Annotated in this window: 24 protein-coding genes and 2 tRNA genes; 3 read left to right on the top strand and 23 right to left on the bottom strand. The window is 68.3% G+C overall.

What is annotated here, in order from left to right; genetic code table 11:
- Nucleotides 1-31 precede the first annotated feature (31 nt).
- The 4 genes from IPV10_RS04650 to clpX are packed head-to-tail and all read right to left on the bottom strand — an operon-like array spanning nt 32 to nt 3,759.
- Nucleotides 32-1,141 (bottom strand): epoxide hydrolase family protein, encoded by a 1,110-nt coding sequence (locus IPV10_RS04650; RefSeq protein ID WP_207480914.1) that lies wholly within the window; start codon nt 1,139-1,141, stop codon nt 32-34.
- A gap of 34 nt (nt 1,142-1,175) precedes the next feature.
- Nucleotides 1,176-1,973, bottom strand: a complete 798-nt coding sequence (locus tag IPV10_RS04645) for a hypothetical protein (protein WP_207480913.1) — start codon at nt 1,971-1,973, stop codon at nt 1,176-1,178.
- Nucleotides 1,958-2,494, bottom strand: a complete 537-nt coding sequence (locus tag IPV10_RS16925) for an NUDIX hydrolase (protein WP_207480911.1) — start codon at nt 2,492-2,494, stop codon at nt 1,958-1,960. The genes IPV10_RS04645 and IPV10_RS16925 overlap by 16 nt, the downstream gene beginning before the upstream one ends.
- Nucleotides 2,491-3,759, bottom strand: coding sequence for an ATP-dependent Clp protease ATP-binding subunit ClpX (gene clpX / locus IPV10_RS04635; protein ID WP_207480909.1), 1,269 nt, complete (start codon nt 3,757-3,759; stop codon nt 2,491-2,493). The genes IPV10_RS16925 and clpX overlap by 4 nt, the downstream gene beginning before the upstream one ends.
- Before the next feature lie 163 nt (nt 3,760-3,922).
- Here clpX and IPV10_RS04630 point away from each other — a divergent pair, with 163 nt between their 5' ends.
- Nucleotides 3,923-4,720: a hypothetical protein gene (locus tag IPV10_RS04630; RefSeq protein ID WP_207480907.1), complete on the top strand. Its 798-nt coding sequence runs from the start codon at nt 3,923-3,925 to the stop codon at nt 4,718-4,720.
- Between the two features lie 91 nt (nt 4,721-4,811).
- On the opposite strand, the gene IPV10_RS04625 is transcribed toward IPV10_RS04630, so the two are convergent.
- From IPV10_RS04625 to IPV10_RS04585, 9 genes are all read right to left on the bottom strand, one after another.
- On the bottom strand, nt 4,812-5,663 hold the full coding sequence (locus IPV10_RS04625) for an aldehyde dehydrogenase family protein (protein WP_207480905.1): 852 nt from the start codon (nt 5,661-5,663) through the stop codon (nt 4,812-4,814).
- Nucleotides 5,660-7,102 (bottom strand): aldehyde dehydrogenase family protein, encoded by a 1,443-nt coding sequence (locus IPV10_RS04620; protein WP_207480902.1) that lies wholly within the window; start codon nt 7,100-7,102, stop codon nt 5,660-5,662. The genes IPV10_RS04625 and IPV10_RS04620 overlap by 4 nt, the downstream gene beginning before the upstream one ends.
- 34 nt (nt 7,103-7,136) lie before the next feature.
- The gene (gene deoC, locus IPV10_RS04615; protein WP_374192218.1) at nt 7,137-8,105 is read right to left on the bottom strand and encodes a deoxyribose-phosphate aldolase; all 969 of its coding nucleotides are present in this window, start codon (nt 8,103-8,105) and stop codon (nt 7,137-7,139) included.
- Nucleotides 8,106-8,134: 29 nt separating this feature from the next.
- Nucleotides 8,135-9,070, bottom strand: coding sequence for a sugar-binding transcriptional regulator (locus IPV10_RS04610; RefSeq protein WP_207480899.1), 936 nt, complete (start codon nt 9,068-9,070; stop codon nt 8,135-8,137).
- A 151-nt stretch (nt 9,071-9,221) separates the two neighbouring features.
- A complete protein-coding gene (locus IPV10_RS04605) occupies nt 9,222-9,863 on the bottom strand; it encodes an ATP-dependent Clp protease proteolytic subunit (protein WP_207480897.1) in 642 nt (213 codons plus the stop codon).
- A gap of 21 nt (nt 9,864-9,884) precedes the next feature.
- Entirely contained in the window at nt 9,885-10,481 is a 597-nt protein-coding gene (locus tag IPV10_RS04600; protein WP_207480895.1) for an ATP-dependent Clp protease proteolytic subunit, read from the bottom strand.
- An 81-nt stretch (nt 10,482-10,562) separates the two neighbouring features.
- Nucleotides 10,563-11,060, bottom strand: a complete 498-nt coding sequence (locus tag IPV10_RS04595; RefSeq protein WP_207480893.1) for a tetratricopeptide repeat protein — start codon at nt 11,058-11,060, stop codon at nt 10,563-10,565.
- An 82-nt stretch (nt 11,061-11,142) separates the two neighbouring features.
- A complete protein-coding gene (tig, locus tag IPV10_RS04590) occupies nt 11,143-12,669 on the bottom strand; it encodes a trigger factor (RefSeq protein ID WP_207480891.1) in 1,527 nt (508 codons plus the stop codon).
- A gap of 63 nt (nt 12,670-12,732) precedes the next feature.
- Nucleotides 12,733-12,806: transfer RNA gene (locus IPV10_RS04585), tRNA-Pro, on the bottom strand.
- A 106-nt stretch (nt 12,807-12,912) separates the two neighbouring features.
- Here IPV10_RS04585 and IPV10_RS04580 point away from each other — a divergent pair.
- Together IPV10_RS04580 and IPV10_RS04575 are read left to right on the top strand one after the other, a co-directional pair.
- Nucleotides 12,913-12,983 (top strand) — tRNA-Gly (locus IPV10_RS04580).
- Between the two features lie 107 nt (nt 12,984-13,090).
- Nucleotides 13,091-14,284 (top strand): hypothetical protein, encoded by a 1,194-nt coding sequence (locus IPV10_RS04575; protein WP_207480889.1) that lies wholly within the window; start codon nt 13,091-13,093, stop codon nt 14,282-14,284.
- 89 nt (nt 14,285-14,373) lie between these two features.
- Here IPV10_RS04575 and IPV10_RS04570 read toward each other — a convergent pair whose 3' ends face one another.
- From IPV10_RS04570 to uvrA, 10 genes are all read right to left on the bottom strand, one after another.
- On the bottom strand, nt 14,374-14,727 hold the full coding sequence (locus IPV10_RS04570) for an RNA polymerase-binding protein RbpA (protein WP_207480887.1): 354 nt from the start codon (nt 14,725-14,727) through the stop codon (nt 14,374-14,376).
- The gene (gene secG / locus IPV10_RS04565; protein ID WP_207480885.1) at nt 14,727-14,975 is read right to left on the bottom strand and encodes a preprotein translocase subunit SecG; all 249 of its coding nucleotides are present in this window, start codon (nt 14,973-14,975) and stop codon (nt 14,727-14,729) included. Before secG ends, IPV10_RS04570 begins: the two co-directional genes overlap by 1 nt.
- A gap of 81 nt (nt 14,976-15,056) precedes the next feature.
- Complete coding sequence (tpiA, locus tag IPV10_RS04560) at nt 15,057-15,848, bottom strand: triose-phosphate isomerase (RefSeq protein ID WP_207480883.1); 792 nt, start codon at nt 15,846-15,848, stop codon at nt 15,057-15,059.
- On the bottom strand, nt 15,839-17,053 hold the full coding sequence (gene pgk, locus IPV10_RS04555) for a phosphoglycerate kinase (protein ID WP_207480881.1): 1,215 nt from the start codon (nt 17,051-17,053) through the stop codon (nt 15,839-15,841). Before pgk ends, tpiA begins: the two co-directional genes overlap by 10 nt.
- 10 nt (nt 17,054-17,063) lie before the next feature.
- Complete coding sequence (gene gap / locus IPV10_RS04550) at nt 17,064-18,074, bottom strand: type I glyceraldehyde-3-phosphate dehydrogenase (RefSeq protein ID WP_207480879.1); 1,011 nt, start codon at nt 18,072-18,074, stop codon at nt 17,064-17,066.
- Between the two features lie 100 nt (nt 18,075-18,174).
- The gene (locus IPV10_RS04545) at nt 18,175-18,801 is read right to left on the bottom strand and encodes a superoxide dismutase (RefSeq protein WP_207480877.1); all 627 of its coding nucleotides are present in this window, start codon (nt 18,799-18,801) and stop codon (nt 18,175-18,177) included.
- Nucleotides 18,802-19,003: 202 nt separating this feature from the next.
- A complete protein-coding gene (gene whiA, locus IPV10_RS04540) occupies nt 19,004-19,981 on the bottom strand; it encodes a DNA-binding protein WhiA (RefSeq protein WP_207480875.1) in 978 nt (325 codons plus the stop codon).
- A gap of 68 nt (nt 19,982-20,049) precedes the next feature.
- The gene (gene rapZ, locus IPV10_RS04535; protein ID WP_207480874.1) at nt 20,050-20,922 is read right to left on the bottom strand and encodes an RNase adapter RapZ; all 873 of its coding nucleotides are present in this window, start codon (nt 20,920-20,922) and stop codon (nt 20,050-20,052) included.
- Nucleotides 20,923-20,952: 30 nt separating this feature from the next.
- On the bottom strand, nt 20,953-22,845 hold the full coding sequence (gene uvrC / locus IPV10_RS04530) for an excinuclease ABC subunit UvrC (RefSeq protein WP_207480872.1): 1,893 nt from the start codon (nt 22,843-22,845) through the stop codon (nt 20,953-20,955).
- The gene (gene uvrA, locus IPV10_RS04525; protein ID WP_207480870.1) at nt 22,845-25,754 is read right to left on the bottom strand and encodes an excinuclease ABC subunit UvrA; all 2,910 of its coding nucleotides are present in this window, start codon (nt 25,752-25,754) and stop codon (nt 22,845-22,847) included. Before uvrA ends, uvrC begins: the two co-directional genes overlap by 1 nt.
- Nucleotides 25,755-25,876: the final 122 nt, after the last annotated feature.

The raw sequence follows: 25,876 nt of genomic DNA, 5'->3' as shown, positions 1-25,876 counted from the left end.
TCTTCTTCCGTGGCCCGATCGGCATGGTCCCTCAGGCAGGAAGCAACCGGAGTTCACGCGCGAAACTGCGCATACGGTCCGCCATGGCTGCCGGGACCTCTGCGACCGTGAAGTGGCCACCCTCCGGCATCCGCTCGAAAGAGCGAAGGTCACGGTAGTACGCGCGGGCCAGGCTCTCCGGATAGTCGTGCTCATGCCGCTGGATCGCGACCGCGGCCGGCACCTCGACAGGCGGGATGGGCACGTCCTCGCCGCCGTCGAAGTAGGGTCGGAACGAGGTCGCGATGCTCTGCGTGGCCCAGTAGATCGTTGCCTCGGTGAGGATCCGGTCGCGGGAGATCCTCCGCTCGACGAACTCGGGGTCGCCCGCGGGCGTGTCACTCCACTCGATCAGTTTCTCGACGAGCCACGCGAGGAGCCCTGCGGGCGAATCGTTCACTCCGGCCGCGAGTGTGTCGGGGCGGGTCGCCTGGATATGCGCGTAGGCGCCGTCGGGTCCGCCACGAGCCGAGAGACGCGCGAAGAAGGCGCGCGCCTCGGGGTCTTCCAGCGCGTCGCGCTCGAAGTCGGTGCCGAAGTGCGCATGCGTCGCGAGAATGCCCTGTACCGCCTCCGGATGACTGGCGGCGATGAGGTCGCTCACATTGGCGGAGATGTCCTCGCCGTAGGTGAGGTAGCGCGAATACCCCAGCACCTCGGTCATGAGCGTGTGCATCAGGTTCGCCATGACTGCCTCGGTCATGGTCCCGTCGTACGGAGCGGAGAACGCGAACCCCGGCATGCTGGGGAGGATGACGTGGAAGTCCGGCAGCAGCCGGGCGAACTCGAGCTGGAGCGCGAACGTGTGCGGCCAACCGTGCATGACCAGCAATGCCGGCGCATCGGGACGAGCCGAGCGCAGGTGGACGAAGTGGATGTCCGTTCCGCCGACATCGGCGATGAACTGCGGATGCTCGTTGAGCTCTCGCTCACGGGCGCTCCAGTCTAATTCCGCCCAGCTGTCGACGAGCGCGCGGAGATGCTCCGACGAGAGGCCGCTCGGGGGCCGCCGTGGAGAGTCCGGCAGCAGGCGGGTGCGAGCGAGTCGCGCACGCAGATCGGCGACGACGTCGTCCGGAATCGACAGCTGAAAGCTTCGCATGGCGTCACGCTAGTCCCGGCCTCCGACATCCCCTTCATACGCTCAGCGCGGAGGTGATGTGTACAGCACGGTGGAGCAGCCGAGCTCCCCCCGGTTCGAGCCAGATCCGATCGCACGACGGGGCGATGATCTCGCCCGAGGGCAGCAGTACTCGGAGCACGCAATCGCTCCCCGGGCTCACTCCCACCGCCGCGACCAGTTCCTGTGCGGGCGTTTCGACCGCGTCGACGGTGAAATCCGCTCCGGGGAACTCGGTGCGAAGAGCGTCGGCGAGCTCGGTTCCCGGCGTTGTCGAGAGTATCCGCTCCACTCGCTGCGCCGCATCGGCGGGAACACTCGGCCGGCTCGATGTCGGCGGCGCTGCCGGCTCCGCAAAGCCCTCGCAGGAGATCTCCTCGTACTCGGACGCCTGCAGGGCGACGACCGAGAACCGGTAGCACATCACCGCCGAGCCCTCGGAGTTGAACGGCCCGAAATATCCCCCGATCGAGTTCGCGGCGACCGCGGCACTGATGCGCGCGTCGATGATCATCGCCTGACCTCCATCGCCGTCTCCGCTCCACGACAGCGGCTCGACCGTCGCCTCGACCGACCTGAACCGCTCGGCGGCCACCGTCTCGGCGTCGATGGGTTCCCGGATTCGGCTGAGATCGTCGGCCAGACTCTGCGCGACCTGTTCCACCCGATCTTCGGCGAGGTCGTCGCCGTCCCTGTCCTGCGTGGCGATGACGACGAGGACGACGAGGACGATCGCGCCTGCCACGACCAGGGCGGCCACGACGGCGAACGCCGTCGCGATCCGGCGCGCCGCTCCGGTCAGCGGTCGAGCCATTCCATCGCCTTGTACCAGGTGAGCTGGTGATAGCTCTGCGCGAGGTGCTCGCCGAGACCGTCGAGGGAGAGCACGTGCGTGGCGATCGTCTCCCCGTGATCGAGTGACTGCTCGGCGACGTGAGAGCATCCGACGGCGAGGAAGTGGTGCACTCGGTTGGTGTGGCTGCCGAAGTTCGCCCAGGTAGCACCGAGGCCGACGAGTTCGTCAGCCACGTGGCCTGTCTCCTCGAGGAGCTCCCTCGCAGCGGCATCCGACGGCGTCTCGCCGGCCTCGACTCCTCCGCCGATAGTGCCGAGTGCGACGATCCCGGCTCCGTGGCGGTACTCCTCCACGACGATCGCGTTCTCGTCGTGGTCGAGTGCGAGTACGGAGATCCAGTCACCGTACTGGAGGACGTAGTAGGGCGAGATCGAACGTCCGTCGGCGTCCCGGCAGTCGTCCGAGCGCACGCTGATCCAGCGGTCTTCGACGACGGTCTCGCTGCCGACGACCTGCCAGGGCGCGGGACTCGTCGTCACGCGCTCTTGCGCTTGCGCTCCATGACGATGGTGGGGGCGGCGCCATCGTCGACGGCGGCACGGGTGATGATCACCTTGGCGACGTCGTCGGTCGACGGGATCTCGAACATGATCGGCCCGAGCACGTCCTCGAGGATGGCGCGAAGACCGCGGGCGCCGGTCTTGCGCTCGACCGCGAGGTCGGCGATCGATCGGAGTGCATCCTCCTCGAACTCGAGCTGGACGCCGTCGAGCTCGAACATGCGCTGGTACTGCTTGACGAGTGCGTTGCGCGGACCGGTGAGGATGTCGATCAGGGCGTCCTGATCGAGCGGTGACACCGAGGCGATCACGGGCAGCCGGCCGATGAACTCGGGGATGAGTCCGAATTTGTGCAGGTCCTCCGGGAGCACCTCGCTGAACAGGTCGAGGTCCTTGCCCTTGTCGTGCAGCGGGGCGCCGAAGCCGATGCCGTGCTTGCCGACGCGAGAGGAGACGATGTCCTCGAGCCCGGCGAACGCGCCGGCGACGATGAACAGCACGTTCGTCGTGTCGATCTGCAGGAACTCCTGATGCGGGTGCTTGCGTCCGCCCTGCGGCGGAACCGAGGCCACCGTCCCCTCGAGAATCTTCAGCAGCGCCTGCTGCACGCCCTCGCCGGAGACATCGCGCGTGATCGACGGGTTCTCCGCCTTGCGCGCGATCTTGTCGACCTCGTCGATGTAGATGATGCCCTGCTCGGCGCGCTTGACGTCGTAGTCGGCGGCCTGGATCAGCTTCAGGAGGATGTTCTCGACGTCCTCGCCGACATAGCCGGCCTCGGTGAGCGCGGTGGCGTCGGCGACGGCGAACGGCACGTTCAGCCGCTTCGCGAGGGTCTGCGCGAGATAGGTCTTGCCGCAGCCGGTCGGCCCGATGAGCAGGATGTTGCTCTTGGCGATCTCGATGCCTTCGGCCTTCTGCTCGGCGGGCTGCAGGGTGCCGTGCGCGCGGATCCGCTTGTAGTGGTTGTACACGGCGACGGCGAGAGCCTTCTTCGCGGGCTCCTGCCCCACCACGTACTCCTCGAGGAACGAGAAGATCTCGCGCGGCTTCGGCAGATCGAAGTCGGCGGTTCCCTCCGCGGAGGACTCCGCCATCCGCTCCTCGATGATCTCGTTGCACAGCTCGACGCACTCGTCGCAGATGTACACTCCGGGGCCAGCGATGAGCTGCTGCACCTGCTTCTGGCTCTTTCCGCAGAAAGAGCACTTGAACAGGTCAGCGCTTTCACCGATACGGGCCATGCGCGTCCTCCTCAGGATGCCGAGATCGTCATCCGAGCCTAACCGGTGCATCCGACACACGGACGCATTGGCGCGAAGTCGGATCCGGGAGTCACGACGCGAACCGATCCCGATTCCGCGCGGGACCTTCACGCGCACCGAGTCTCCCAGTACCTTCGTTGACATGAACCTCGCCGCCAAGATCACGACGGGAGTCGTGGTGCTCGTCGTCGGCGGCCTCGTCGCACTCGCCGCGCCGACGATGTCGGCCGGCTACGCCGAGTTGTCGTCGTGGGCGATCTTCCAGCCGACCGTGGAGGCAACCGACGTGGCGACCGAGGAGCCGGCCGATGAGCAGACCGCCGAGCCCGGCGTCGCACATGGGGACCCGACCGGCCAGGCGATGCTCGATGAGCTCGGCGCCGACTACGTGTACGTCGGCAACGGCACGGCCATCCCGAAGGGCAGCCCTGCGGGTTGCGAGGAGCCGAGGTGGCTCCACATCGGCTCGATGAGTGCGAGCCTGAGCGGCGATCTGGTGGACAGGGGCGCACGCGACCTCGCCGCCGGTGTCGCGGGCCTCGACGAGGCGGGCCGGGTCGTGACCTACACCGTCGCCCCGGGCGATGCCCTGCTCGCGATCGGTGAGCGATTCTGCGTCGCGAACGCGGGGGCGTTCGCGACCCTCAACCACACACGGACGATCCAGCCGGGCGAGGTGCTCCTCCTCCACCCGGACAGCTCGATCCCGTGGGTGCCCTACTTCGGGCCGGACGACGCGGCCGCCGGCTTCCCGCAGATCCCCTACCAGCACGCGATCGAGGCGATGAGCACCGCGGCACACGCCGGTGACGTCGATGCCATGCGGGCCGTCTTCGCCGACGGCCTGTCCGGCATGTTCCCGAACCCGGCCCACGCCGACCTGATCGCGCAGGCGCTCGCCGCCGGGAACCTCGACGTGCTGCGCCAGATGTTCGCCTGACCCTGAGACCGCTGAAGGCCCCGGCTGCCCGGTCGGGGAGGGCGGGGCCTTGCCGCGGATCAGGTGGAGCGCCGGCTACTCCAGGACGAGGTCAGACCATGCTCTTGGTGTGCCAGACGGTCTTCACCTCGGTGAAGGCGCCGATCCGCTCGGGCGATGCGATGACCTCACCGGGAGCGAGCACACGCTTGAGCGTCTCCGCCGCGGCGATCTGCATGTCGACCCAGTCCAGGTCGCCGGCGCCCGCGAGATCGAGGGCGTTCACGTCCTGGTGCGAGGCGAGCCACGGCGCGATCTCAGCCGGCGAGCCGGTGAGGACGTTGACCACTCCCCCCGGCACGTCGCTCGTCGCGAGCACCTCGGCGAGGCTGATCGCGGAGAGCGGATGCCGTTCGCTGGCGATCACGACGACGGAGTTGCCGGCGACGAGGGCGGGCGCGACGACCGAGACGAGTCCGAGAAGGGCGGAGTCCTGCGGAGCGACGATCGCGACGACACCGGTGGGCTCCGGAACGGAGATGTTGAAGTAGGGGCCGGCCACCGGGTTCGCGTTGCCCGCGACCTGCGCGTACTTGTCGCACCAGCCCGCGTACCAGACCCACAGGTCGATGGCCTCGTCGACCTGCGCGCCCGCCGCTGCTGCGGAGACGCCCTCCTGCGCGACGATCTCGTCGACGAACTGGGCGCGGCGGCCCTCGAGCACCTCGGCCACGCGGTACAGCACCTGACCGCGGTTGTAGGCGGTCGCCCCCGACCAGCCCTTCACTGCGGTGCGCGCGGCGACGACGGCATCCCGCGCATCCTTGCGGGAGCCTTTCGCGGCGTTCGCGAGGAACGCGCCCTTCGCGGAGAGCACCTCGTAGGTGCGGCCCGACTCGCTCCGCGGGAAAGCTCCGCCGATCGCGAGCTTGTAGGTCTTCGGCACAGTCAGTCGCCGACTCATGCTGCCGCTCCCTTCATGTAGGCGGTGAGGCCCTGGCGTCCGCCCTCTCGGCCGAAACCGGACTCCTTGTAGCCGCCGAACGGGCTCGACGGGTCGAATCGGTTGAACGTGTTCGCCCAGATCACCCCGGCACGGAGCCGGTCGGCGACGGCGAGGATGCGCGAGCCCTTGTCCGACCAGATGCCTGCCGAGAGACCGTACGGCGTGTTGTTCGCCTTGGCGATGGCCTCGGCCGGCGTGCGGAACGTGAGCACGGACAGCACCGGCCCGAAGACCTCGTCCCGCGCGATCCGGTGCGAGGCCTCGACGCCGGTGAAGATCGTCGGCGCGAACCAGAATCCCTTCTCGGGGATGACGCAGTCGGCCGTCCAGCGCTCTGCGCCCTCGGACTCGCCGATGTCGCTGAGTTCGCGGATGCGGGCGAGCTGCGCCGCGGAGTTGATGGCGCCGATGTCAGTGTTCTTGTCCAGCGGATCGCCGAGGCGCAGCGTCGACAGGCGGCTCTTCAGACGATCGATGACCTCGTCGTGGATCGACTCCTGCACGAGCAGGCGGCTGCCCGCGCAGCACACGTGCCCCTGGTTGAAGAAGATGCCGTTCACGATGCCCTCGACCGCCTGGTCGATGGGCGCGTCGTCGAAGACGATGTTCGCGGCCTTGCCGCCGAGCTCGAGCGTGAGCTTCTTGTTCGTCCCGGCGACGGCACGCGCGATGTCGCGGCCGACACCTGTGGAGCCGGTGAAGGCGACCTTGTCGACATCGGGGTGGCGCACGAGCGCGGCACCTGTCGCCCCGGCGCCGGTGACGATGTTCACGACGCCGGCCGGGAGGTCGGCCTGCTGCAGGATCTCCGCGAAGATCAGGGCCGTGAGCGGCGTCGTCTCGGCGGGCTTGAGCACGACGGTATTGCCGGCGGCGAGAGCCGGGGCGAGCTTCCACGCGAGCATGAGCAGCGGGAAGTTCCACGGGATGACCTGACCGGCGACGCCGAGGGCGCGAGGGTTCGCGCCGAGACCTGCATGGTCGAGCTTGTCGGCCCAGCCTGCGTAGTAGAAGAACCAGGAGGCCACGAGCGGCACGTCGACGTCGCGGCTCTCCTTGATCGGCTTGCCGTTGTCGAGGCTCTCCGCGACGGCGAGCTCGCGGGCCCGCTCCTGCACGAGCCGGGCGATGCGGAACAGGTACTTCCCGCGGTCGCGTCCGCTCATCCTCGACCAGGTCTTCTCGTAGGCGCGGCGCGCGGCGGCGACGGCGCGGTCGACGTCCTCGTCGCTCGCCGCGGAGATCTCCGCGATGCGCGTCTCGTCGGCGGGTGAGATCGTGGTGAAGCTCTTGCCCGAGCCTTCGACGAACTCCCCGTCGATGAACAGTCCGTAGCTGTCCCTGAGGTTCAGGATCGCCTTGGACTCGGGCGCGGGGGCATATTCCAGAAATGTCATATCGATTCCTTGGGTTGCTGAGCCTGTCGAAGCATCAGTCGATCGTGACGTAGTCGGGGCCGGAGTAGTGGCCGGTGGTGAGCTTCTGGCGCTGCAGCAGCACGTCGTTGAGCAGGCTCGATGCGCCGAAACGGAACAGGTGCGGCTGGAGCCACTCCTCGCCCACGGTCTCGGCCACCGTGACGAGGTACTTCACCGCATCCTTCGACGCGCGGATGCCGCCGGCGGGCTTCACGCCGATCTTTTCGCCGGTTCCGCGGTGCCAATCGCGCACGGTCTCGAGCATGAGCAGTGTGGTCGGCAGGGTCGCGGCGGGCTGCACCTTGCCGGTCGACGTCTTGATGAAGTCGCCGCCTGCGAGGATGCCGAGCCAGGATGCTCGCTTGATGTTGTCGTACGTGTTCAGCTCGCCCGTCTCGAGGATGACCTTGAGCGAGGCGTAGCTCCCGTCAGGCCGACGGCACGCTTCCTTCACCGCCGCGATCTGGTCGAAGACCAGTCCGTAGCGGCCGGACAGGAAGGCGCCGCGGTCGATCACCATGTCGATCTCGTCGGCGCCGGCTGCGACGGCGTCCGCCGTGTCGGCGAGCTTGATGGCCAGCGACGAGCGCCCGCTCGGGAACGCCGTGGCGACGGCGGCGACCGAGATCAGGCCGTCGTCAGGGTCGCCGTGCAGCGATCCGAGCGCGTCGACGGCGTCGCCGACCATGTCGCCGTACACGCACACGGCCGCGACCCGCGGGCAGGAGGGATCCCCGGCATCCGGGTTCTTCGCCTTCGCGACCAGCGACCGGACCTTGCCGGGCGTGTCCGCGCCTTCGAGCGTGGTGAGGTCGATCAGCTTGATGATCGTGTCCAGTGCCCACGCCTTCGAGGTGGTCTTGATCGAGCGGGTGCCGAGACCGGCGGCGCGCTGCTCGAGACCGACCGCGTCGACCCCCGGGAGTCCGTGCAGGAAGCGGCGGAGGGTGGCGTCGTCGGGCTCGCCGCCCAGGACGTCCACCGTCGCCCTTCGGCTGATTTCCTTGGTGGTCACTGTTCCTCCAACAATGCTCGTGCTGTGATCTCGTCGGTCACCAGGACGGTGCACAGGCCGCTGGTCACGACTGTACGCGCGATGTCGTGCTTGGCGGCACCCGCGGTGACGAAGATGGCGCGGTCAGCTGCGCGCAGCCGGCCGAGGTCGACGCCCACGGTGCGGGCGTCGAGCTGCGGATCGACGATGTTGCCGTCCGCATCGATGTAGCGTCCGAGGACATCGCCGACGGCGCCGCGGCGGGCCAGCTCCTCGACGTCGGATGCCGTCAGGTATCCGTTCTCGACATGGGCCGACGTGGCGTCGCAGGGGCCGGCGGTGAACAGGAAGGCCTGCGCGTGCGCCGCCTCCTCGAGCACGGCCGCCACAGTGCGGTCGGCCTCGATCGCCTGCTTGGTCTCGACGCGCTCCAGGATCGCCGGGCTCGGGAGCAGGGAGACCTGCCCGGAGGCGCGCTGCGCGATCGTGACTGCGAGCCCTGCCGCTCCGCCGGAGCGCCGGTTGAGGCTCACGCCCCCGTTCAGCTGCACGACACCGACCCCGGTGGCCCAGCCGTCAGGCAGCGCCTCGGCGACGGCGCGCAGCGTCCGCCCCCAGCTCACGCCGAGCGTGCGCGGCACGGGGCGCATGGCCGTCAGGAAGTCGGCGGCGGCCTGCGCGACCCGTTCGAGCGTGCCTTCATCGCCTTCGGGTGCCGGGACGACGATCGCGGCGGAGAGTCCGTGCAGATCGGTGAGCTGTCGCTCGAGACCGAGCCGTCGCGCCCGCGGGTGGACGATCTCGATCCGCACGATGCCGCGCTCGCGTGCCTGCGTGAGGAGTCGGCCGACCTTCCAGCGGGAGATCTTCAGGAGGGCGCCGATCTCGTCCTGCGTCTTGTCCTCGTCGTAGTACAGCTCTGCGACCCGGACCATGACCAGCTCTTCTTCCACGGCATCCTCCTTCATCTCCAGAGTAGGCCGTCGGGCGCGTTCGCGCATCGCCCTGCTCATATGAGCAGTCTAGCGTCGACCCGCTGCACATCCGCCGGGGTACGACGAAGGGCGCCGGTCGAGAAGACCGGCGCCCTTCGGTGACCGCAGCTCAGACGCGCTTGCGCGTGGTGAGCACCTGGTCGACGATCCCGTACTCGAGGGCCGCCTCCGCAGAGAGGATGTTGTCGCGATCGATGTCGCGGTTCACCTCTTCGGCGGACTTCTTGGTGTGCGACGCGAGCGTCTGCTCGAGCCACGTCCGCATGCGGAGGATCTCCGCGGCCTGGATCTCGATGTCGGAGGCCTGGCCGTGGCCCGCCTCGCCCATGGCGGGCTGGTGGATCAGCACACGCGCGTTCGGCAGCGCCAGTCGCTTGCCCGGCGCACCGGCCGCGAGCAGCACCGCAGCGGCGGATGCCGCCTGGCCGAGCACGACTGTCTGGATCTGCGGCGCGACGTACTGCATCGTGTCGTAGATCGCCGTCATCGCGGTGAACGAGCCACCGGGCGAGTTGATGTACATCGTGATGTCACGCTCGGAGTCCTGGCTCTCCAGGACGAGGAGCTGCGCCATCACGTCGTCGGCCGACGCGTCGTCGACCTGCACGCCGAGGAAGATCACGCGATCCTCGAAGAGCTTGTTGTACGGGTCCTGGCGCTTGAAGCCGTATGCCGTGCGCTCCTCGAACTGCGGGAGAACGTAGCGGCTGGAGGGCAGGTTGCCGGCGGCGCGGAAGGTGGGTGTGTACATGAGAGTCCTTTCGCTTTCCGTCTACTTGCTGTCCTGGTCGGTTCCGCCGCCGCCGATGACGTCGGTGGCCGATTCGCGGATGTGATCGACGAAGCCGTACTCCAGCGCCTCGTCGGCGGTGAACCAGCGGTCGCGGTCGCCGTCGGCGTTGATCTGCTCGACCGACTTGCCGGTCTGCGCGGCGGTGATCTCGGCGAGGCGCTTCTTCATCGAGAGGATGAGCTGGGCCTGCGTCTGGATGTCGCTGGAGGTTCCGCCGAAGCCGCCGTGCGGCTGGTGCAGCAGCACCCGCGCGTTCGGCGTGATGTAGCGCTTGCCCTTGGTGCCGGCGGTCAGCAGGAGCTGGCCCATCGAAGCGGCCATGCCGATGCCGACGGTCACGATGTCGTTCGGGACGAACTGCATCGTGTCGTAGATCGCCATGCCTGCGGTGATCGAGCCACCGGGCGAGTTGATGTACAGGTAGATGTCCTTCTCAGAGTCCTCTGCGGCAAGAAGAAGGATCTTCGCGCAGATCTCATTGGCGTTCTCATCACGCACCTCTGAGCCGAGCCAGATGATGCGATCCTTGAGCAGCCTGTCGAAGACGCTCGTCGCGAGGAGGGGTTCTGCAGCCATGTCAGCTCCTGATTCCGTGTTTCAGTGATTCGAATCTACCGGCGACGACGCGACGCTCAGGTCGTGTTCGCCGTCGGCATATCAGGCGTCGAGTTCTGCGATCTCGTGGGCGTACGCCGTCATCGAGCGGTGATAGCGCGGGAGGTGCGGGACCAGTGCCAGGAGCGCGACCGACAGACCGTGCGCAGGGCGTCCGGAACTCGCCAGGATCAGCGCGTGGACGACGGCCACGGCGTCTCGGTACGGACCGTCTGCGGAAAGCTCCTCCTCGGCGCGGATCACCGCGAGGGCGTCGTCGTACTCTCCGAGGTTGCGCAGCGAGCTCGCCAGCTGGATGACGCACTGCGGCCGGTGCTCGTCGTCGAGACCAAGCGCGAGCGCGCGGCGGTAGAGCTCTACAGCCTCGGCGGGCCGCCCGGCGGAGTCCCTGGCTCCTGCGCGTTCGAACTCGGCTCGCGCGTCGTCGCTGCCGCGCTCGGCTGCGAGCGCGTCGATCCGCGCGATCGTGTCGTCGCCGACCTCCTCGCCCGACGCGTCCGTCCACACCTCGTCGATGCGCTCATCCCAGGTCTTCGCCATGTCGCCGCCCATCACCTGCTGTCCCTTCACGAGAGAGGGGCGGATGCCGCAGCATCCGCCCCTCCCCTGAGATCGTGTTCGATCACTCGGCCTTGTCGGCAGCCTTCTTCGCCGGAGCCTTCTTGGCGGCCGGCTTCTTGGCGGCAGGCTTCTCCGCTGCCTCAGCGTCGTCGGCCTTCTTCGCGGGCGCCTTCTTCGCAGCGGGCTTCTTCGCTGCCGGCTTCTCAGCGGCGTCAGCGTCGTCGGCCTTCTTGGCTGCGGGCTTCTTCGCGGGAGCCTTCTTGGCCGGCTTCTCCTCCGCGGGAGCCTCAGCCTCGGCGTCAGCCTCGTCGTCGGTCACGATGAAGTCGGACAGGTCGACGGTCTTGCCGTTGGTGTCGACGACATTGACCTTGCCGAGAGCGATCGCGAGCGCCTTGTTGCGGGCGACCTCGCCGACGAGCGCGGGAAGCTGGTTCGAGGACTGCAGCGCCTCGACGAACTCCTGCGGCGCCATGCCGTACTGGGAGGCGGACTGGATGAGGTACTGCGAGAGCTCCTCCTGCGAGACCTGCACGTCGGCCTGCTCGGCGATCGTGTCGAGCAGCACCTGCGTGCGGAACTGCTTCTCGCTGGCCTCGGTCACCTCGGCGCGGTGCTCGTCGTCCTCGAGACGACCCTCACCCTCGAGGTGGTTGTGCACCTCGTCCTCGATGAGCTTCGGCGGAACCGGGATCTCGATCTGCTCGAGCAGCGTCTCCACGAGCTTGTCGCGAGCGGCCGAGCCCTGCGTGAAGACGCCCTGCTGTGCGACGCGCTCGGCGAGGCTGTCACGCAGCTCCGCGATCGTGTCGAACTCGCTGGCGATCTGCGCGAAGTCGTCGTCCGCCTCGGGGAGCTCGCGCTCCTTGACGGCCTTGACCGTCACGGAGACCTCGGCCTCGGAGCCGGCGTGGTCGCCGCCGACGAGCGAAGAGCGGAACGTGGTGTCCTCACCTGCGGTGAGCGACTCGATCGCGTCGTCGATGCCCTCGAGCAGCTCGCCGGAGCCGACCTCGTAGGACACGCCCTCGGCGCGGTCGATCTCGGCGCCGTCGATCGTGGCGACGAGGTCCAGCTCGACGAAGTCGCCCTTCGCCGCGGGGCGGTCGACCGGGACGAGCGTGCCGAAGCGCGCGCGCAGCCGCTCCAGCTCCTCATCGAGTGCGGCCTCGTCGGCCTCGACGGCGTCCACGGTCACCGTGATGCCGTCGAAGGACGGGAGCTCGATGTCGGGGCGGACGTCCACCTCGATGTCGACGAGCAGGTCTCCGGAGAAGTCCTTCTCGTTCGGCCACTCGGTGATCTCGGCCGCCGGACGGCCGACGACGCGCAGCTTGTGCTCAGCGGCCGCCTGGCGGAAGAACTGGTCGAGGCCCTCGTTGACGGCGTGCTCGATGACGGCGCCACGTCCGATGCGCTGATCGATGATCGGAGCCGGGACCTTGCCCTTGCGGAAGCCGGGGATCTGGACGTCCTGAGCGATGTGCTCGTACGCGTGAGCGATGCTCGGCTTGAGGTCGTCCGGGGTGACCGTGATGCTGAGCTTGACCCGGGTCGGGGTCAGCTTCTCGACGGTGCTGTTCGCCATGCTGGTGTGTTCTCCTTGTGGTCTCCGCGCTGAACCGCGGCTGTCGGGCTCGAAGAAGCCGTGTCGGGGCGACAGGAGTTGAACCTGCGACCTCCCGCTCCCAAAGCGGGCGCTCTACCAAACTGAGCTACGCCCCGGGGAATCCGCATGCGGATTCAGCCCCGTAGAGTCTAACGGACGGGAGCACCTCCGACTGTCCGCTATGATTGAAGAGTCGGTGCGGGACCTCTGAGGCCCCGATCCGGGGCTGTAGCTTAGTGGTAAAGCCTCTGTCTTCCAAACAGATGATGCGAGTTCGATTCTCGTCAGCCCCTCGGCTTCGAAAGGCCCTCGCAGGAATGCGAGGGCCTTCGTCGTTTCATCTGGCAGAGTCGAGTCATTCACGCGTCGACCCGGAGGTGCACCACGAATGTCCGCGCCGATGAGCGACGCCGCAGGGCTCGGTGATCACGGACTCCCGTCCCGCTTCTCCGGTGCGGATGCCGTTCCGCCTCGGCGGCGGGGCAGGAGGCGCACCGGTCTCGTGCTGGGTCTGCTCGCCGGAATCGCCGTGGTGGCGGCCCTCGCTGCCGTGCAGGTCGGCGCGAGTCTCGGCTACGACGACGCCGAAGCCGCATTCGACGACGCCGCGCGATCGGCGATCACGACGTCCACGCAGGTGCGCGGCGCGAACGATCAGCTGAAAGCGGCGGCGGACATCGCCGACCTCATCCTTGAGAGCGACTCCGGAACGCTCGTGGACGCGGCGACCGGAGACTCGCTCGCCGTCGCGCTCACGGATGCCGAGGCCGTCGCCTCCGCCGCGGACGGCGCCGTCGCCGAAGAGGTGCCCTCCGCCGGGGAGAAGCCGCTGTGGTTCTGGGAGCTCTTCCCCGCATCCGGTCGGCTCGACGCCGAGCGCGCGCAGGTGATCCGGCTGGAGCAGGACCTGGAGAACGCGTCGGACTCGATCGCGGCTTCGGGCGATGAGGTGGACGAGGCCGGTGTCGCGCTGCTCGCGACGGCCTCGGCATCCGCCGCCGGCTTCGAGTCCGCCCATCTCTCCGCCGGGAACGACGAGGTCATCGCCCTGCGCGACGCCGCGGCCGTGGTCTCGTCTGCGACGGTGCTCGATCAGGCTGCGGCTGACTCGTTCCTCACGCTCGAGACAGCGGCGGCCCAGGTGCTCGCGTCCGAGCAGGCGGAGCTCGCGGAGAAGGCCGGGCCGCTGGAGCGGGTCCGCCTGGAGATCGAGACCTTCGCACGCTCGCTGGCACCCGGGGTGCTGCTGGAGTTCGACTGGAACCGGATCGTGAACGGCGCGGGCGAGAACGGCAGCATGGGCGGCCTCACCACCTGGTGGTGGGACGAGCCGGATCGCGCGCTGATCGAGCTGTCGGACTCGGTGGCCGAGCAGTGGCCGTCCATCCGCAGCAAGTCCCTCGTCGCACACGAGGTCGGTCACGCGATCAGCGTGAAATGTGAGGACCTCTACGACTCGTCGACCCAGGACAGCATCGAGAAATGGGCCACGGCCTGGGCCATCAGCATGGGCTTCACCGATGACGCCAACGGGGTGTGGGCGTACGGGTACCCTCCGCAGTCCTACATCGACGCCGCGAACGGATGCCGGTGACCGCGGGTGGCTGCGGCTGACCACCGAGACCGGGTGCAGAAGAGGCCGCCGCGAATGCTCGCGGCGGCCTCTTCGACGTCAGATCGAGGTCACTGACCCCTGCGCTCACGCAGCTGCGTGAGCGCGTCCTCCAGCAGCTGGACCGCTTCCTCGTCCGTGCGGCGCTCCTTCACATAGGCGAGGTGCGTCTTGTACGGCTCGGTCTTGGCGAGAGCAGGAGGATTCTCCTTGTCGCGTCCGGCCGGGAGACCCGTCTGCGGGTGATCGATCGTCTCCGGGATCTCCTCCTCGGGAAGACCTGCCGCGAAATAGCGGACCGTCTCGTTGCCGAGGCCGTCCCAGTAGGAGACCGCGATGCGGTCGGCGTGGTAGCCGTGGTCCTGCTCGCCCATGGGGCCAGAGCCGACGCGGGTGCCCCGGATCGCGTTTCCGCCGGTGGCCATCAGATCACCTCGAATTTCGTGATGAGACCGAGTGCGACGATCGCCACGAACCATGCGAGTGCGAGCACGACGGTGAAGCGGTTGAGGTTGCGCTCAGCGAGACCGGACGAGCCGACGGCCGAGGACATGCCTCCGCCGAACATGTCGGACAGGCCGCCGCCGCGACCCTTGTGGAGCAGGATGAGGAGGGTCAGCAGGACGCTGGTGATACCCAGCAGGACCTGCAGGACGAACTCGAGAATTTCCACGAGGTAGAGCCTTTCGCTGGGGCAGGACTGCCCCGGTAAGCGTCAAGTATACGGTGCAGCGGGGCCGCAGCCCCGCTGCACTCAGACGCCGACGTGCTTCTCGAAGCGGATGATCGCGGCGAACTCGTCGACGACGAGACTCGCACCGCCGACCAGTGCTCCATCGACATCCGGCTCGCGCATGAAGCTCGCGATGTTGGCGGACTTGACGGACCCGCCGTAGAGGATGCGGGTGCGTGCGGCGGCCTCGTCACCGAGGACCTTGGCGATCACGGTGCGCAGCGCCGCGCAGACGTCCTGCGCCTGCTGCGGAGTCGCCGCCTGACCGGATCCGATCGCCCAGACCGGCTCGTAGGCCACGACGATGTCCGCGTCCTTCGCGAGGCCCTGAAGGGCTGCTTCCAGCTGGCCGGCAGGAACGGCGCTGGCGCCGAACTTCTCCAGGTCCTCGGCGGTCTCGCCCACGCAGATGACGGGCGAGAGACCGTGCTTGAGCGCGGCCTTCGTCTTCGCCGCAACAACCTGGTCCGACTCCGCGTGGTACTCACGGCGCTCGGAGTGTCCGATGATGACGTACTTCGCGTCGAGCTTGGCGAGGAACACCCCCGACACCTCACCGGTGTACGCACCGGAGTCGTGTGCCGAGATGTCCTGCGCGCCGAGGGCGAACGGGATCCTGTCCGCGTCGATCAGCGTCTGCACACTGCGGATGTCGGTGAAGGGAGGGAAGACCGCCACCTCGACCGAGCCGTCCTCGTGCTTGGCGTCCTTGAGCGTCCAGTGCAGCTTCTGCACGAACGCGACCGCCTGCAGGTGGTCGAGATTCATCTTCCAGTTTCCCGCGATCAGCGGGGTACGGGCGTTCAGACCCATCCGAGCACCTCCAGGCCGGGTAGTTTCTTGCCCTCGAGGAACTCGAGGCTGGCGCCGCCGCCGGTCGAGATGTGACCGAACTGTTCGTCGCCGAAGCCGAGCTGACGCACGGCCGCCGCGGAGTCGCCGCCGCCGACGACGCTGAGCCCGTCGACCTCGGTCAGCGCCTGTGCCACGGTCTTCGTCCCCGCCGCGAACGCCGGGAACTCGAACACGCCCATCGGGCCGTTCCAGAACACCGTCTTCGAGCTGCGGATGACCTCCGCGAACCGCGCGGCGGTGTCGGGGCCGATGTCGAGACCGATGCCGGACGCGCCGGACGCGGTCGACTCGATCGCGTCCGCCGCCGCCACCTCGTGGGCGGCATCCGCTGCGAAGGACGCGGCGACGACGACGTCGGTCGGGAGCACGAGCTCCACGCCGCGACGCTTCGCTTCGGCGATGTAGCCGCGCACGGTCTCCAGCTGGTCCTCCTCGAGGAGGCTGGCCGCCACCGGGTGGCCCTGCGCCTTGAGGAACGTGAACAGCATGCCGCCGCCGACCAGGATGCGGTCGACGCGCGGGAGCAGGTGCGAGATCACTCCGAGCTTGTCGCTGACCTTCGAACCGCCGAGCACGACCGCATAGGGGCGCTCCGGGTTCTCGGTGAGACGGTCGAGCACGTCGAGCTCGGCGGCGATCAGCAGGCCGGCGGCCGAAGGCAGCAGCTCAGCCAGCTCGTACACGCTCGCCTGCTTGCGATGGACGACACCGAAGCCGTCGGACACGAGGACGTCCCCGAGCTCGGCCAGCTGCGCCGCGAACTCGCCGCGAACGGCGTCGTCCTTCGCGGTCTCGCCGGCGTTGAAGCGGAGGTTCTCGATGACGACGACCCCGCCGTCCTCGAGGGCGGTCACGGCGTCCTGCGCCGACTCGCCCACCGTGTCGCGCGCGAACGCGACCGGCTTGCCGAGGAGCTCGGACAGCCGCTGGGCGACCGGCTCGAGGCTGTACTGGGGGTCGGGGGCGCCGTCGGGGCGTCCGAGGTGGGAGCACACGACGACGCGGGCTCCCGCGTTGATGAGTGCGTTGAGGGTCGGCAGCGAGGCTCGAACACGACCATCGTCCGTTATGACCCCGTCCCGGAGGGGGACGTTGAGATCACAACGGACGATGACGCGCTTGCCCTCGAGTGAACCCAGAGAGTCCAGGGTGCGCAGAGTCATGTGTATGAGCTTAGATGCGCTCTGCCACGTACTCGGTCAGGTCGACGAGGCGGTTGGAGTAGCCCCACTCGTTGTCGTACCAGCTGGAGACCTTGACCAGGTTGCCGCTGACGTTGGTGAGCGTCGCGTCGAAGATCGACGAGTGCGCGTTGTGGACGATGTCGCTGGAGACGATCTGGTCCTCGTTGTACTGCAGGTAGCCGGCGAGGCGGCCATCCGCGGCAGCGGCCTTGTACGCCTCGTTGACCTCTTCGACGGTGAGGTTCTCACGCTCGGTGATCAGCGTGAGGTCCACGATCGAGCCGGTCGGGACCGGGACGCGGTACGAGGAGCCGCTGAGCTTGCCGTTCAGCTCCGGCAGGACCAGGCCGATGGCCTTCGCAGCGCCCGTGGAGGCCGGGGTGATGTTGATGGCCGCGGCACGCGCGCGACGCAGGTCGCCGTGCGGGCCGTCCTGCAGGTTCTGGTCGGCGGTGTAGGCGTGGGCGGTCATCATGAAGCCGCGGTCGATGCCGAACGCGTCGTTGAAGACCTTCGCCAGCGGCGCGAGGCAGTTGGTCGTGCAGGAGGCGTTGGAGATGATGTGATCCGTCTCCGGGTTGTAGGTCTCCTCGTTCACGCCCATGACGATGGTGCGGTCGTCACCGGTCGCCGGTGCCGAGATCAGGACCTTCTTCGCGCCGGCATCGATGTGCTTCCTGGCGAGATCCGCCTTGGTGAAGAAGCCGGTCGACTCGATGACGATGTCGACGCCCAGCTCGCCCCAGGGCAGGTTCGCGGGGTCGCGCTCCGCGAACGCCTTGATCGCCTTGCCGTTGACCGTGATGCTGTCCTCGTCGTAGCTGATCTCCGCGTTCAGGACGCCGCCGACGGAGTCGTACTTGAGCAGGTGGGCCAGGGTCTTGTTGTCCGTGAGGTCGTTGACCGCGACGATCTCGAGGTCAGCTCCCTGCTCGAGGGCAGCACGGAAGTAATTTCGTCCAATACGACCGAAGCCGTTGATACCGATCTTGACAGACACGAAAGTCTCCTGGTTCTTAAGGGTGGGAGTGCGTGATTCTTACGGATTTCACGGACAACGGCGTCCTGACGGGCATATCGCCCATCAGGACGCCCGTTGTTTACGACAGTACCAGCAGGCCCGCGGTCTTCTCGCGAGCTGTTACGAGGCGCTGCGCCACGTTCTCCCAGTTGGCGATGTTCCACGCCGCCTTCACGTAGTCCGCCTTGACGTTCAGGTAGTCGAGGTAGAACGCGTGCTCCCACATGTCGAGCTGGAAGATCGGCACGGTGCCCTGCGCGGTGTTCGACTGCTGGTCGAACAGCTGCTGGATGATCAGGCGCTGGCCGATCGAGTCCCAGCTGAGCACCGACCAGCCCGAGCCCTGGATGCCCATGGCGTTGGCGGTGAAGTGCGCCTGGAACTTCTCGAAGGACCCGAAGAACTCGTCGATGGCGGCACGCAGCTCGCCCTCGGGCTCGCCGCCGCCGTTCGGGGACAGGTTGGTCCAGAAGATGGAGTGGTTCACGTGACCGCCGAGGTTGAACGCGAGGTCCTTCTCGAGCTTGTTGACGTTCGCCAGGTTGCCGCTGTCGCGCGCCTCCGCGAGACCGTCGAGAGCCGCGTTCGCGCCGGCGACGTAGGCCGCGTGGTGCTTGTCATGGTGGAGTTCCATGATCTTCCCGCTGATGTGCGGCTCGAGGGCAGCGAAGTCGTACGGAAGGTCAGGGAGCGTGTAGGTAGCCATGTCGCTTTTCATCCAATCCGCGCCGCGCCGCGGCGCTTGCCGATCCTCCGCACCACCGAGGTGCGATGCGGAGCAGACGATTTCATCCTACTGACGACAACGCGCGCACGGACCGGAACCTTCCGCCGTATGACGAAGAGAGCCGGCCCCGTCAGGGGCCGGCTCTTCTCGGGAATCGCGGGTCGCGGAGCTCTCCGACGCGTCAGACGTCGAGTCCCACCGGCACGGCCGCCTCCGTGCCGGGGATGCCCTCCTGCTGCGCGCGCTTGTCGGCCATCGCCAGCAGGCGGCGGATGCGGCCGGCGACGGCATCCTTCGTCATCGGCGGGTCGGCGTGGTGCCCGAGCTCGTCGAGGCTCGCGTCGCGGTGGGCGAGACGCAGCTCCCCCGCGACCTTCAGATGATCGGGGACCTCGTCGGCGAGGATCTCGAGTGCCCGCTCGACGCGGGCGCACGCGGCGACGGCCGCCTGGGCGGATCGCCGCAGGTTCGCGTCGTCGAAGTTCACGAGGCGGTTGACGCCGGCGCGGACCTCTCGGCGCTGGCGCATCTCCTCCCAGGCCACGGCCGTCTTCTGGGCGCCCATCTCGGTGAGCACCGTGCGGATGGCCTCGCCCTCGCGCACGACGACTCGCGGCATCCCGCGCACCTCGCGGGCCTTGGCGGCCACGCCCAGGCGATGCGCTGCGCCGACGAGCGCCATCGCGGCCTCCGACGAGGGGCAGGAGACCTCGAGCATCGCCGAGCGGCCGGGCTCGCTGAGCGAGCCCGCCGCGAGGAAGGCGCCGCGCCAGAGACCGGCGACCTCGGCCCGGGAGCCGGTGGTGAGACGGTTGGGCAGGCCGCGCACCGGCCGGCGGCGCTGATCGAGGAGGCCCGTCTGGCGAGCCAGGGTCTCGCCCGCGGCGATCACGCGGACGGCCCAGCGGGCACCGTCGTTCGCGGTGCTGGACTGCACCTGGGCGATCTCGGGACGCACACCGTAGATCTCCGCGAGGTCGCGGGCCACGCGCTGCGCGAGCACCTCGGCATCCACCTCGGCCTCGACCGCGACCCGCCCGGCGATCGAATGCAGGCCGCCGGCGAACCTGAGGATCGCCGTGACCTCCGCGACGCGCACAGTGGGGGGTGCATTGCGGATGCTGACCAGCTCAGCCTTGACGTCGGTGGTTAGTGCCACGAGACTCCTTCGCGCTCACGCGCCGGATCGCGGCGCAAACGTCCAGCTTACCCGGCCGCTCGCGCAGATCATTCCCTGCCGAGGTCGCGGTGCCGCACGTTCACGGCGACCCCGGGGACCGTGGCGAGCCGGCGGGCCAGCTCCTCCGCCATCGCGACGGAGCGGTGCTTGCCGCCGGTGCAGCCGATCGCGACCGTCGAATGGCTCTTGTTCTCACGCTGATACCCCTCCAGCACGGGCGTGAGCGCTGCCGAGTACGCATCGAGGAACTCCGCGGCGCCCTCGCGCGACAGCACGTAGTCCCTGACCGCATCGTCCTGGCCGGTGAAGCCCCGCAGCTCCTCGTTCCAGAACGGGTTCGGGAGGAAGCGCATGTCCGCCACCAGGTCGACGTCGGTCGGCAGACCGTACTTGAATCCGAAGCTCATCAGGGTGACGCGATGCCGCGCCGCGCCCTCCTCGGAGAACAGCTCTGAGACCTGCGTGGCGAGCTGATGGATGTTCAGCCCTGACGTGTCGACCACGAGGTCGGCCGCCTCCCGGATCGGGGCGAGCTTGGAGCGCTCCACCCGGATGCCGTCGAGCAGCGTGCCGTCCCCCTGCAGCGGATGCGGGCGCCGGACCGACTCGAACCGGCGGACGAGCACGTCATCGGAGGCGTCGAGGAACAGCACCCTGACCGAGCCGCGGGAACGCAGCGCGCGGGCGACGCCAGGGAAGTCGTCGAAGAGGTTCCGTCCGCGGACGTCGACCACCGCGGCGACCTTCGGCAGCGCGCCGCCGCCCATGTCGGTGAGGTCGAGCAGAGGCCGCAGGATCTGCGGCGGAAGGTTGTCGACGACGTACCAGCCGAGGTCCTCCAGCGCGTTGGCGACGGTCGTGCGCCCAGCGCCCGACATCCCCGTGACGATGAGGAACTCGCCCTTCTCCCCTTCGGTCATCGTTCTCTCCCTCTCCCCCGCGGTACCAGCCTAGCGAGTGGAGAGATGGGTATGGATGCTGAGCGCGAGCACCGGGCCGATGCCCTGGACCTCCTGGATCTGCCCCGGCTGCGCCGCACGCAGCGCTGTCACCGAGCCGAAGTGCTTCAGCAGCACCTTGATGCGCGCCGCCCCGAGACCCGGCACCTCCGCGAGGACTGTCGTGATGTCGTTCCGGCGCCGCTTGCGCTGATGCGTGATCGCGAAGCGATGCGCCTCGTCGCGCAGCCGCTGCAGCAGATACAGCGCCTCGCTCGTGCGCGGCAGGATCACCGGGAAGTCCTCCCCGGGAAGCCAGATCTCCTCCAGCCGCTTCGCGATGCCGCACACCGCGATCTCGGTGTGGCCGGCGTCGCGCAGCGCCCTGGCCGCGGCCTCCACCTGGGGCTGGCCGCCGTCGACCAGGAGCAGCTGCGGCGGATAGGCGAACCGCGGCTTTCTCCTGGGTGCGCCCTCGATCTCCTCCCCCGTCTCGGCGGAGGAAGGCTCCTCCTCCGGCTCCGGGCGGTCGAGGTGGGCGAGCCTGCGGCGGAGCACCTGATACATCGAATCGGTGTCGTCCGTCGTCTCGGCGATGTTGAACGACCGGTACTGGTCCTTGCGCGGCAGGCCGTCCTCGAACACGACCATGGACGCGACGACGTTGGTACCGCCGAGGTGCGAGATGTCGAAGCACTCGATGCGCAGCGGCGCCTCGGTCAGACCCAGTGCGTCCTGCAGATCCGTGAGCGCCTGTGTGCGGGCCACGTAGTCGCTGGTGCGGCGGGTCTTGTGCCGGATCAGCGCCTGCTGCGCGTTCAGCGTCGCGGTGCGCATGAGGTCGGCGCGCTGGCCGCGCTGGGCGACCGCGATCTCGACCTTCCTGCCGCGGCGCTCCCGGAGCCACACCTCGAGCTCCGCCGCGTCGTCGGGGAGCGTCGGCACGAGGATGCGCCTTGGCACGTCCTGGTCCTCGCCGTATGCGCGCTGCAGCACGTGATCGACCAGGTCAGCGGTGGAGATGTCGAGCTCCTTCTCGATCGTCAGCGCCCTGACACCGCGCACGCGACCACCGCGGATCACGAAGTGCTGCACGGCTGCGGCGAGCTCGTCCTCCGCGATCCCGAAGAGGTCGGCGTCCTCGTCGGCGGCCAGCACGAGTGCGCTCTTGCCGAGGACGGCCTCGATCGCGGAGAGCTTGTCGCGATACCTCGCTGCCGCCTCGTAGTCCATCGCCGCGGATGCCGCCAGCATCCGTCTGGTCAGGTCCCGGGTGAACCGCTCGTCCCCGCCCGCCATGAAGGCGATGAAGTCGTCGACCATCGCCCGGTGCTCCTCGATGCTCACCGTCATCGAACAGGGCCCGCCGCACTTGCCGATCTGCCCGGGGAAGCACGGCCTGCCCGTCTGCATGGCGCGCCGGTAGCTGGAGTCGCTGCACGTGCGGATCGGGAACGCCCTGACCATCAGGTCGATGGTCTCGTGCACCGCCCAGACCTTCGGGTAGGGCCCGAAGTACCGCGCGCCGGGGATCTTCCGGTTCCTGGTGACGATGACCCGCGGCGCCTCGTCGCCGAGGGTCACCGCCATGAACGGGTAGGACTTGTCGTCCTTGTACCGCACGTTGAACGGCGGATCGAACTCCTTGATCCACATGTACTCGAGCTGCAGCGAGTCGACGTCGGTGGGAACCACCGTCCACTCCACGGACGCCGCGGTGGTCACCATCCGCCTGGTGCGCTCGTGCAGGGTGCGCAGCGGCGCGAAGTAGTTCGACAGCCGCTGCCGCAGGTTCTTGGCCTTGCCGACGTAGAGCACGCGCCCCTCGGCGTCGCGGAACCGGTACACGCCGGGGTCGGTGGGGATCTCCCCCGTCCGCGGCCTGTACGGCAGCACGTCGGCCATCAGCTGGCCTTCCGGACAGATCCTGTCTGGGTCGCTGAGCCTGTCGAAGTGCCGAGGACCTCCGCGAGGAACCGTCCGGTGTGGCTCTCCTCCACCCTGGCGATCTGCTCCGGAGTGCCGGTCGCGAGGATCTCGCCGCCGCCGGATCCGCCCTCGGGGCCCAGGTCGATGACCCAGTCCGCTGACTTGATCACGTCGAGGTTGTGCTCGATCACGATGACCGTGTTGCCCTTGTCGACCAGTCCGTTGAGCACTTCGAGGAGCTTGCGCACGTCCTCGAAGTGCAGGCCGGTGGTCGGCTCGTCGAGCACGTAGATGCTGCGCCCGTTGCTTCGACGCTGGAGCTCTGTCGCGAGCTTGACGCGCTGCGCCTCACCGCCGGAGAGGGTCGTGGCGGACTGGCCGAGTCGCACGTAGCCGAGGCCGACGTCCACCAGGGTCTTCATGTAGCGGTGGATCGCCTGGATCGGCTCGAAGAACTCGGCGGCCTCGGCGATCGGCATCTCGAGGACCTCGGCGATGTTCTTGCCCTTGTAGTGCACGGACAGGGTGTCGCGGTTGTACCGCTTGCCGTGGCAGACCTCGCAGTCGACGTACACGTCCGGGAGGAAGTTCATCTCGATCTTGATCGTGCCGTCGCCGGAGCAGGCGTCGCACCGGCCGCCCTTCACGTTGAAGCTGAAGCGCCCGGGCTGGTAGCCGCGCACCTTGGCCTCGGTCGTCTCGCTGAAGAGCGTGCGGATGCGGTCGAACACGCCGGTGTAGGTCGCCGGATTGGATCGCGGCGTGCGTCCGATCGGCGCCTGGTCGACGTGCACGACCTTGTCGAGGTTGTCGAGCCCGGACACCCTGGTGTGCTTGCCCGGCACGGTGCGCGCCCCGTTGAGCCGGGATGCGAGCACCTGATAGAGGATGTCGTTGACCAGCGACGACTTGCCGGAGCCGCTGACCCCGGTGACCGCGGTGAGGACGCCGAGCGGGAAGTCCGCGCTGACGTTCTTCAGGTTGTTCTCGCGCGCGCCGACGACGCTCAGCATCCGCTTCCGGTCGAGCTTGCGCCGCTTCTTCGGCGTGGGGATCTCACGTCTGCCCGACAGGTACTCCCCCGTCATCGACGCGGGCTCCGCGAGCAGCGCCGAGTACGGCCCCGAGTGCACGACCTCGCCGCCGTTGACGCCGGCGCCCGGACCGATGTCGACCACCCAGTCGGCGGACTCGATGGTCTCCTCGTCGTGCTCGACGACGATGAGCGTGTTGCCGAGGTCGCGCAGCTTCAGCAGCGTCTCGATCAGACGGCGGTTGTCGCGCTGGTGGAGTCCGATCGACGGCTCGTCCAGTACGTACAGCACCCCGGTGAGCCCCGAGCCGATCTGAGTCGCCAGGCGGATGCGCTGCGCCTCGCCGCCGGACAGCGAGCCGGCGGAGCGGCTCAGGTTGAGGTACGCGAGGCCGACCTGCAGCAGGAAGTCGAGCCGCAGGCGGATCTCGCGCAGCACCTGGGCGGCGATCTTCGCCTCGCGGTCGGTGAGCGTCAGCGTCTCCATGAAGTCGCGGGCGTCGGCGAGGCTGAGGTGCGAGACCTCGGCGATCGAGTGCCCGTGCACCTGTACAGCGAGCACCTCGGGCTTCAGGCGGTTGCCGTCGCAGACCGGGCACGGCACCTCGCGGAGGTACTCCGCCCACCTGGCGCGCTGCGTGTCGGACTCGGCCTGCGTGTACTGGCGCTCGATGTAGGGCACGACGCCCTCGAAGCCGGAGGCGTAGCGCATCTCGCGGCCGTACCGGTTCTTCCACTTCACGGTGACCTTGTAGTCGTCGCCGCGGAGGATCGCCTCCTGCACGTCGACCCTGAGGTCCTGCCACGGGGTGTCCAGCGAGAAGTTCAGGTCGGACGCGAGGCCCTCGAGCAGGCGCTCGTAGTACTGGAAGAGCCCCTTGCCCTGTGTCGTCCAGGGGATGATGGCGCCCTCGCGGATCGAGAGCTCCTCGTCGCCGAGCATCAGGTCGACGTCGACGGACATCTTGGTGCCGAGACCCGAGCACGCAGGGCACGCGCCGAACGGCGCGTTGAACGAGAAGGTCCGCGGCTCGATCTCGGTGAGTGTGAGCGCGTGGCCGTTCGGGCACGCCAGCTTCTCCGAGAACGTCTGCCAGGCGTCGTCGCCCTCCTCGTCGACGAGGTTGACCTGCACCACGCCGCCGGCGAGGCCGAGCGCGGTCTCGACCGAGTCGGTGACGCGGCCGAGGATGTCGTCGGCGGCCACCAGCCGGTCGACGACGACGGCGATGTCGTGCTTGTAGCTCTTCTTCAGCGTCGGCGGCTCGGAGAGCTGGATCAGGTCGCCGTCGACGATGGCGCGCGAGTAGCCCTTGGCGCCGAGCTCGCGGAAGAGGTCGACGAACTCGCCCTTCTTCTGCGACACGATCGGGGCGACGATCTGGTACCGGGTGCGCTCGGGCAGCTCGATCAGCTGATCGGCGATCTGCTGCACCGTCTGGCGCTGGATCTTCTCACCGCACTGGGGGCAGTGCGGGATGCCGATGCGCGCCCACAGCAGACGCATGTAGTCGTAGATCTCGGTGATCGTGCCGACCGTCGAACGCGGGTTGCGGTTCGTTGACTTCTGGTCGATCGAGACCGCAGGGCTCAGACCCTCGATGAAATCGACGTCCGGCCGGTCGACCTGGCCGAGGAACTGGCGCGCGTACGCGCTCAGCGATTCGACGTAGCGGCGCTGCCCCTCCGCGAAGATCGTGTCGAAGGCGAGGCTGGACTTCCCCGATCCGGACAGCCCGGTGAACACGACCAGGGAGTCGCGCGGGATGTCGATGTCGACATTCTTCAGATTGTGGACGCGGGCACCGCGAACACTGAGTTTTCCTGGGGTTGCAACGGGGACGATGGGCACCGGACAAGTCTACGAGGGGCCACGGACATCGGCTCCGCGCGGACGCTCAGGGAAGCTCACGCGCGCCGATCCGCGCCGTGAGATCGGTGTTACACGGCCGATATGACGCGGCGACTGCGCGG

The organism is Microbacterium sp. SD291, assembly GCF_017355365.1.
Classification (GTDB): Bacteria; Actinomycetota; Actinomycetes; order Actinomycetales; family Microbacteriaceae; genus Microbacterium.
The sequence above is the reverse complement of the archived record's forward strand: the minus strand, read 5'-3'. Positions and strand labels throughout refer to the sequence as shown.

Bases quoted from the DNA above. Each gene is read 5' to 3' on its own strand.
- IPV10_RS04650 (WP_207480914.1), bottom strand. From the start codon at position 1,141: ATGCGAAGCTTTCAGCTGTCGATTCCGGACGACGTCGTCGCCGATCTG.
- IPV10_RS04645 (WP_207480913.1), bottom strand. From the start codon at position 1,973: ATGGCTCGACCGCTGACCGGAGCGGCGCGCCGGATCGCGACGGCGTTC.
- clpX (WP_207480909.1), bottom strand. From the start codon at position 3,759: ATGGCCCGTATCGGTGAAAGCGCTGACCTGTTCAAGTGCTCTTTCTGC.
- IPV10_RS04630 (WP_207480907.1), top strand. From the start codon at position 3,923: ATGAACCTCGCCGCCAAGATCACGACGGGAGTCGTGGTGCTCGTCGTC.
- IPV10_RS04625 (WP_207480905.1), bottom strand. From the start codon at position 5,663: ATGAGTCGGCGACTGACTGTGCCGAAGACCTACAAGCTCGCGATCGGC.
- IPV10_RS04620 (WP_207480902.1), bottom strand. From the start codon at position 7,102: ATGACATTTCTGGAATATGCCCCCGCGCCCGAGTCCAAGGCGATCCTG.
- IPV10_RS04605 (WP_207480897.1), bottom strand. From the start codon at position 9,863: ATGTACACACCCACCTTCCGCGCCGCCGGCAACCTGCCCTCCAGCCGC.
- IPV10_RS04600 (WP_207480895.1), bottom strand. From the start codon at position 10,481: ATGGCTGCAGAACCCCTCCTCGCGACGAGCGTCTTCGACAGGCTGCTC.
- IPV10_RS04595 (WP_207480893.1), bottom strand. From the start codon at position 11,060: ATGGCGAAGACCTGGGATGAGCGCATCGACGAGGTGTGGACGGACGCG.
- tig (WP_207480891.1), bottom strand. From the start codon at position 12,669: ATGGCGAACAGCACCGTCGAGAAGCTGACCCCGACCCGGGTCAAGCTC.
- IPV10_RS04575 (WP_207480889.1), top strand. From the start codon at position 13,091: ATGAGCGACGCCGCAGGGCTCGGTGATCACGGACTCCCGTCCCGCTTC.
- IPV10_RS04570 (WP_207480887.1), bottom strand. From the start codon at position 14,727: ATGGCCACCGGCGGAAACGCGATCCGGGGCACCCGCGTCGGCTCTGGC.
- tpiA (WP_207480883.1), bottom strand. From the start codon at position 15,848: ATGGGTCTGAACGCCCGTACCCCGCTGATCGCGGGAAACTGGAAGATG.
- pgk (WP_207480881.1), bottom strand. From the start codon at position 17,053: ATGACTCTGCGCACCCTGGACTCTCTGGGTTCACTCGAGGGCAAGCGC.
- IPV10_RS04545 (WP_207480877.1), bottom strand. From the start codon at position 18,801: ATGGCTACCTACACGCTCCCTGACCTTCCGTACGACTTCGCTGCCCTC.
- rapZ (WP_207480874.1), bottom strand. From the start codon at position 20,922: ATGACCGAAGGGGAGAAGGGCGAGTTCCTCATCGTCACGGGGATGTCG.
- uvrC (WP_207480872.1), bottom strand. From the start codon at position 22,845: ATGGCCGACGTGCTGCCGTACAGGCCGCGGACGGGGGAGATCCCCACC.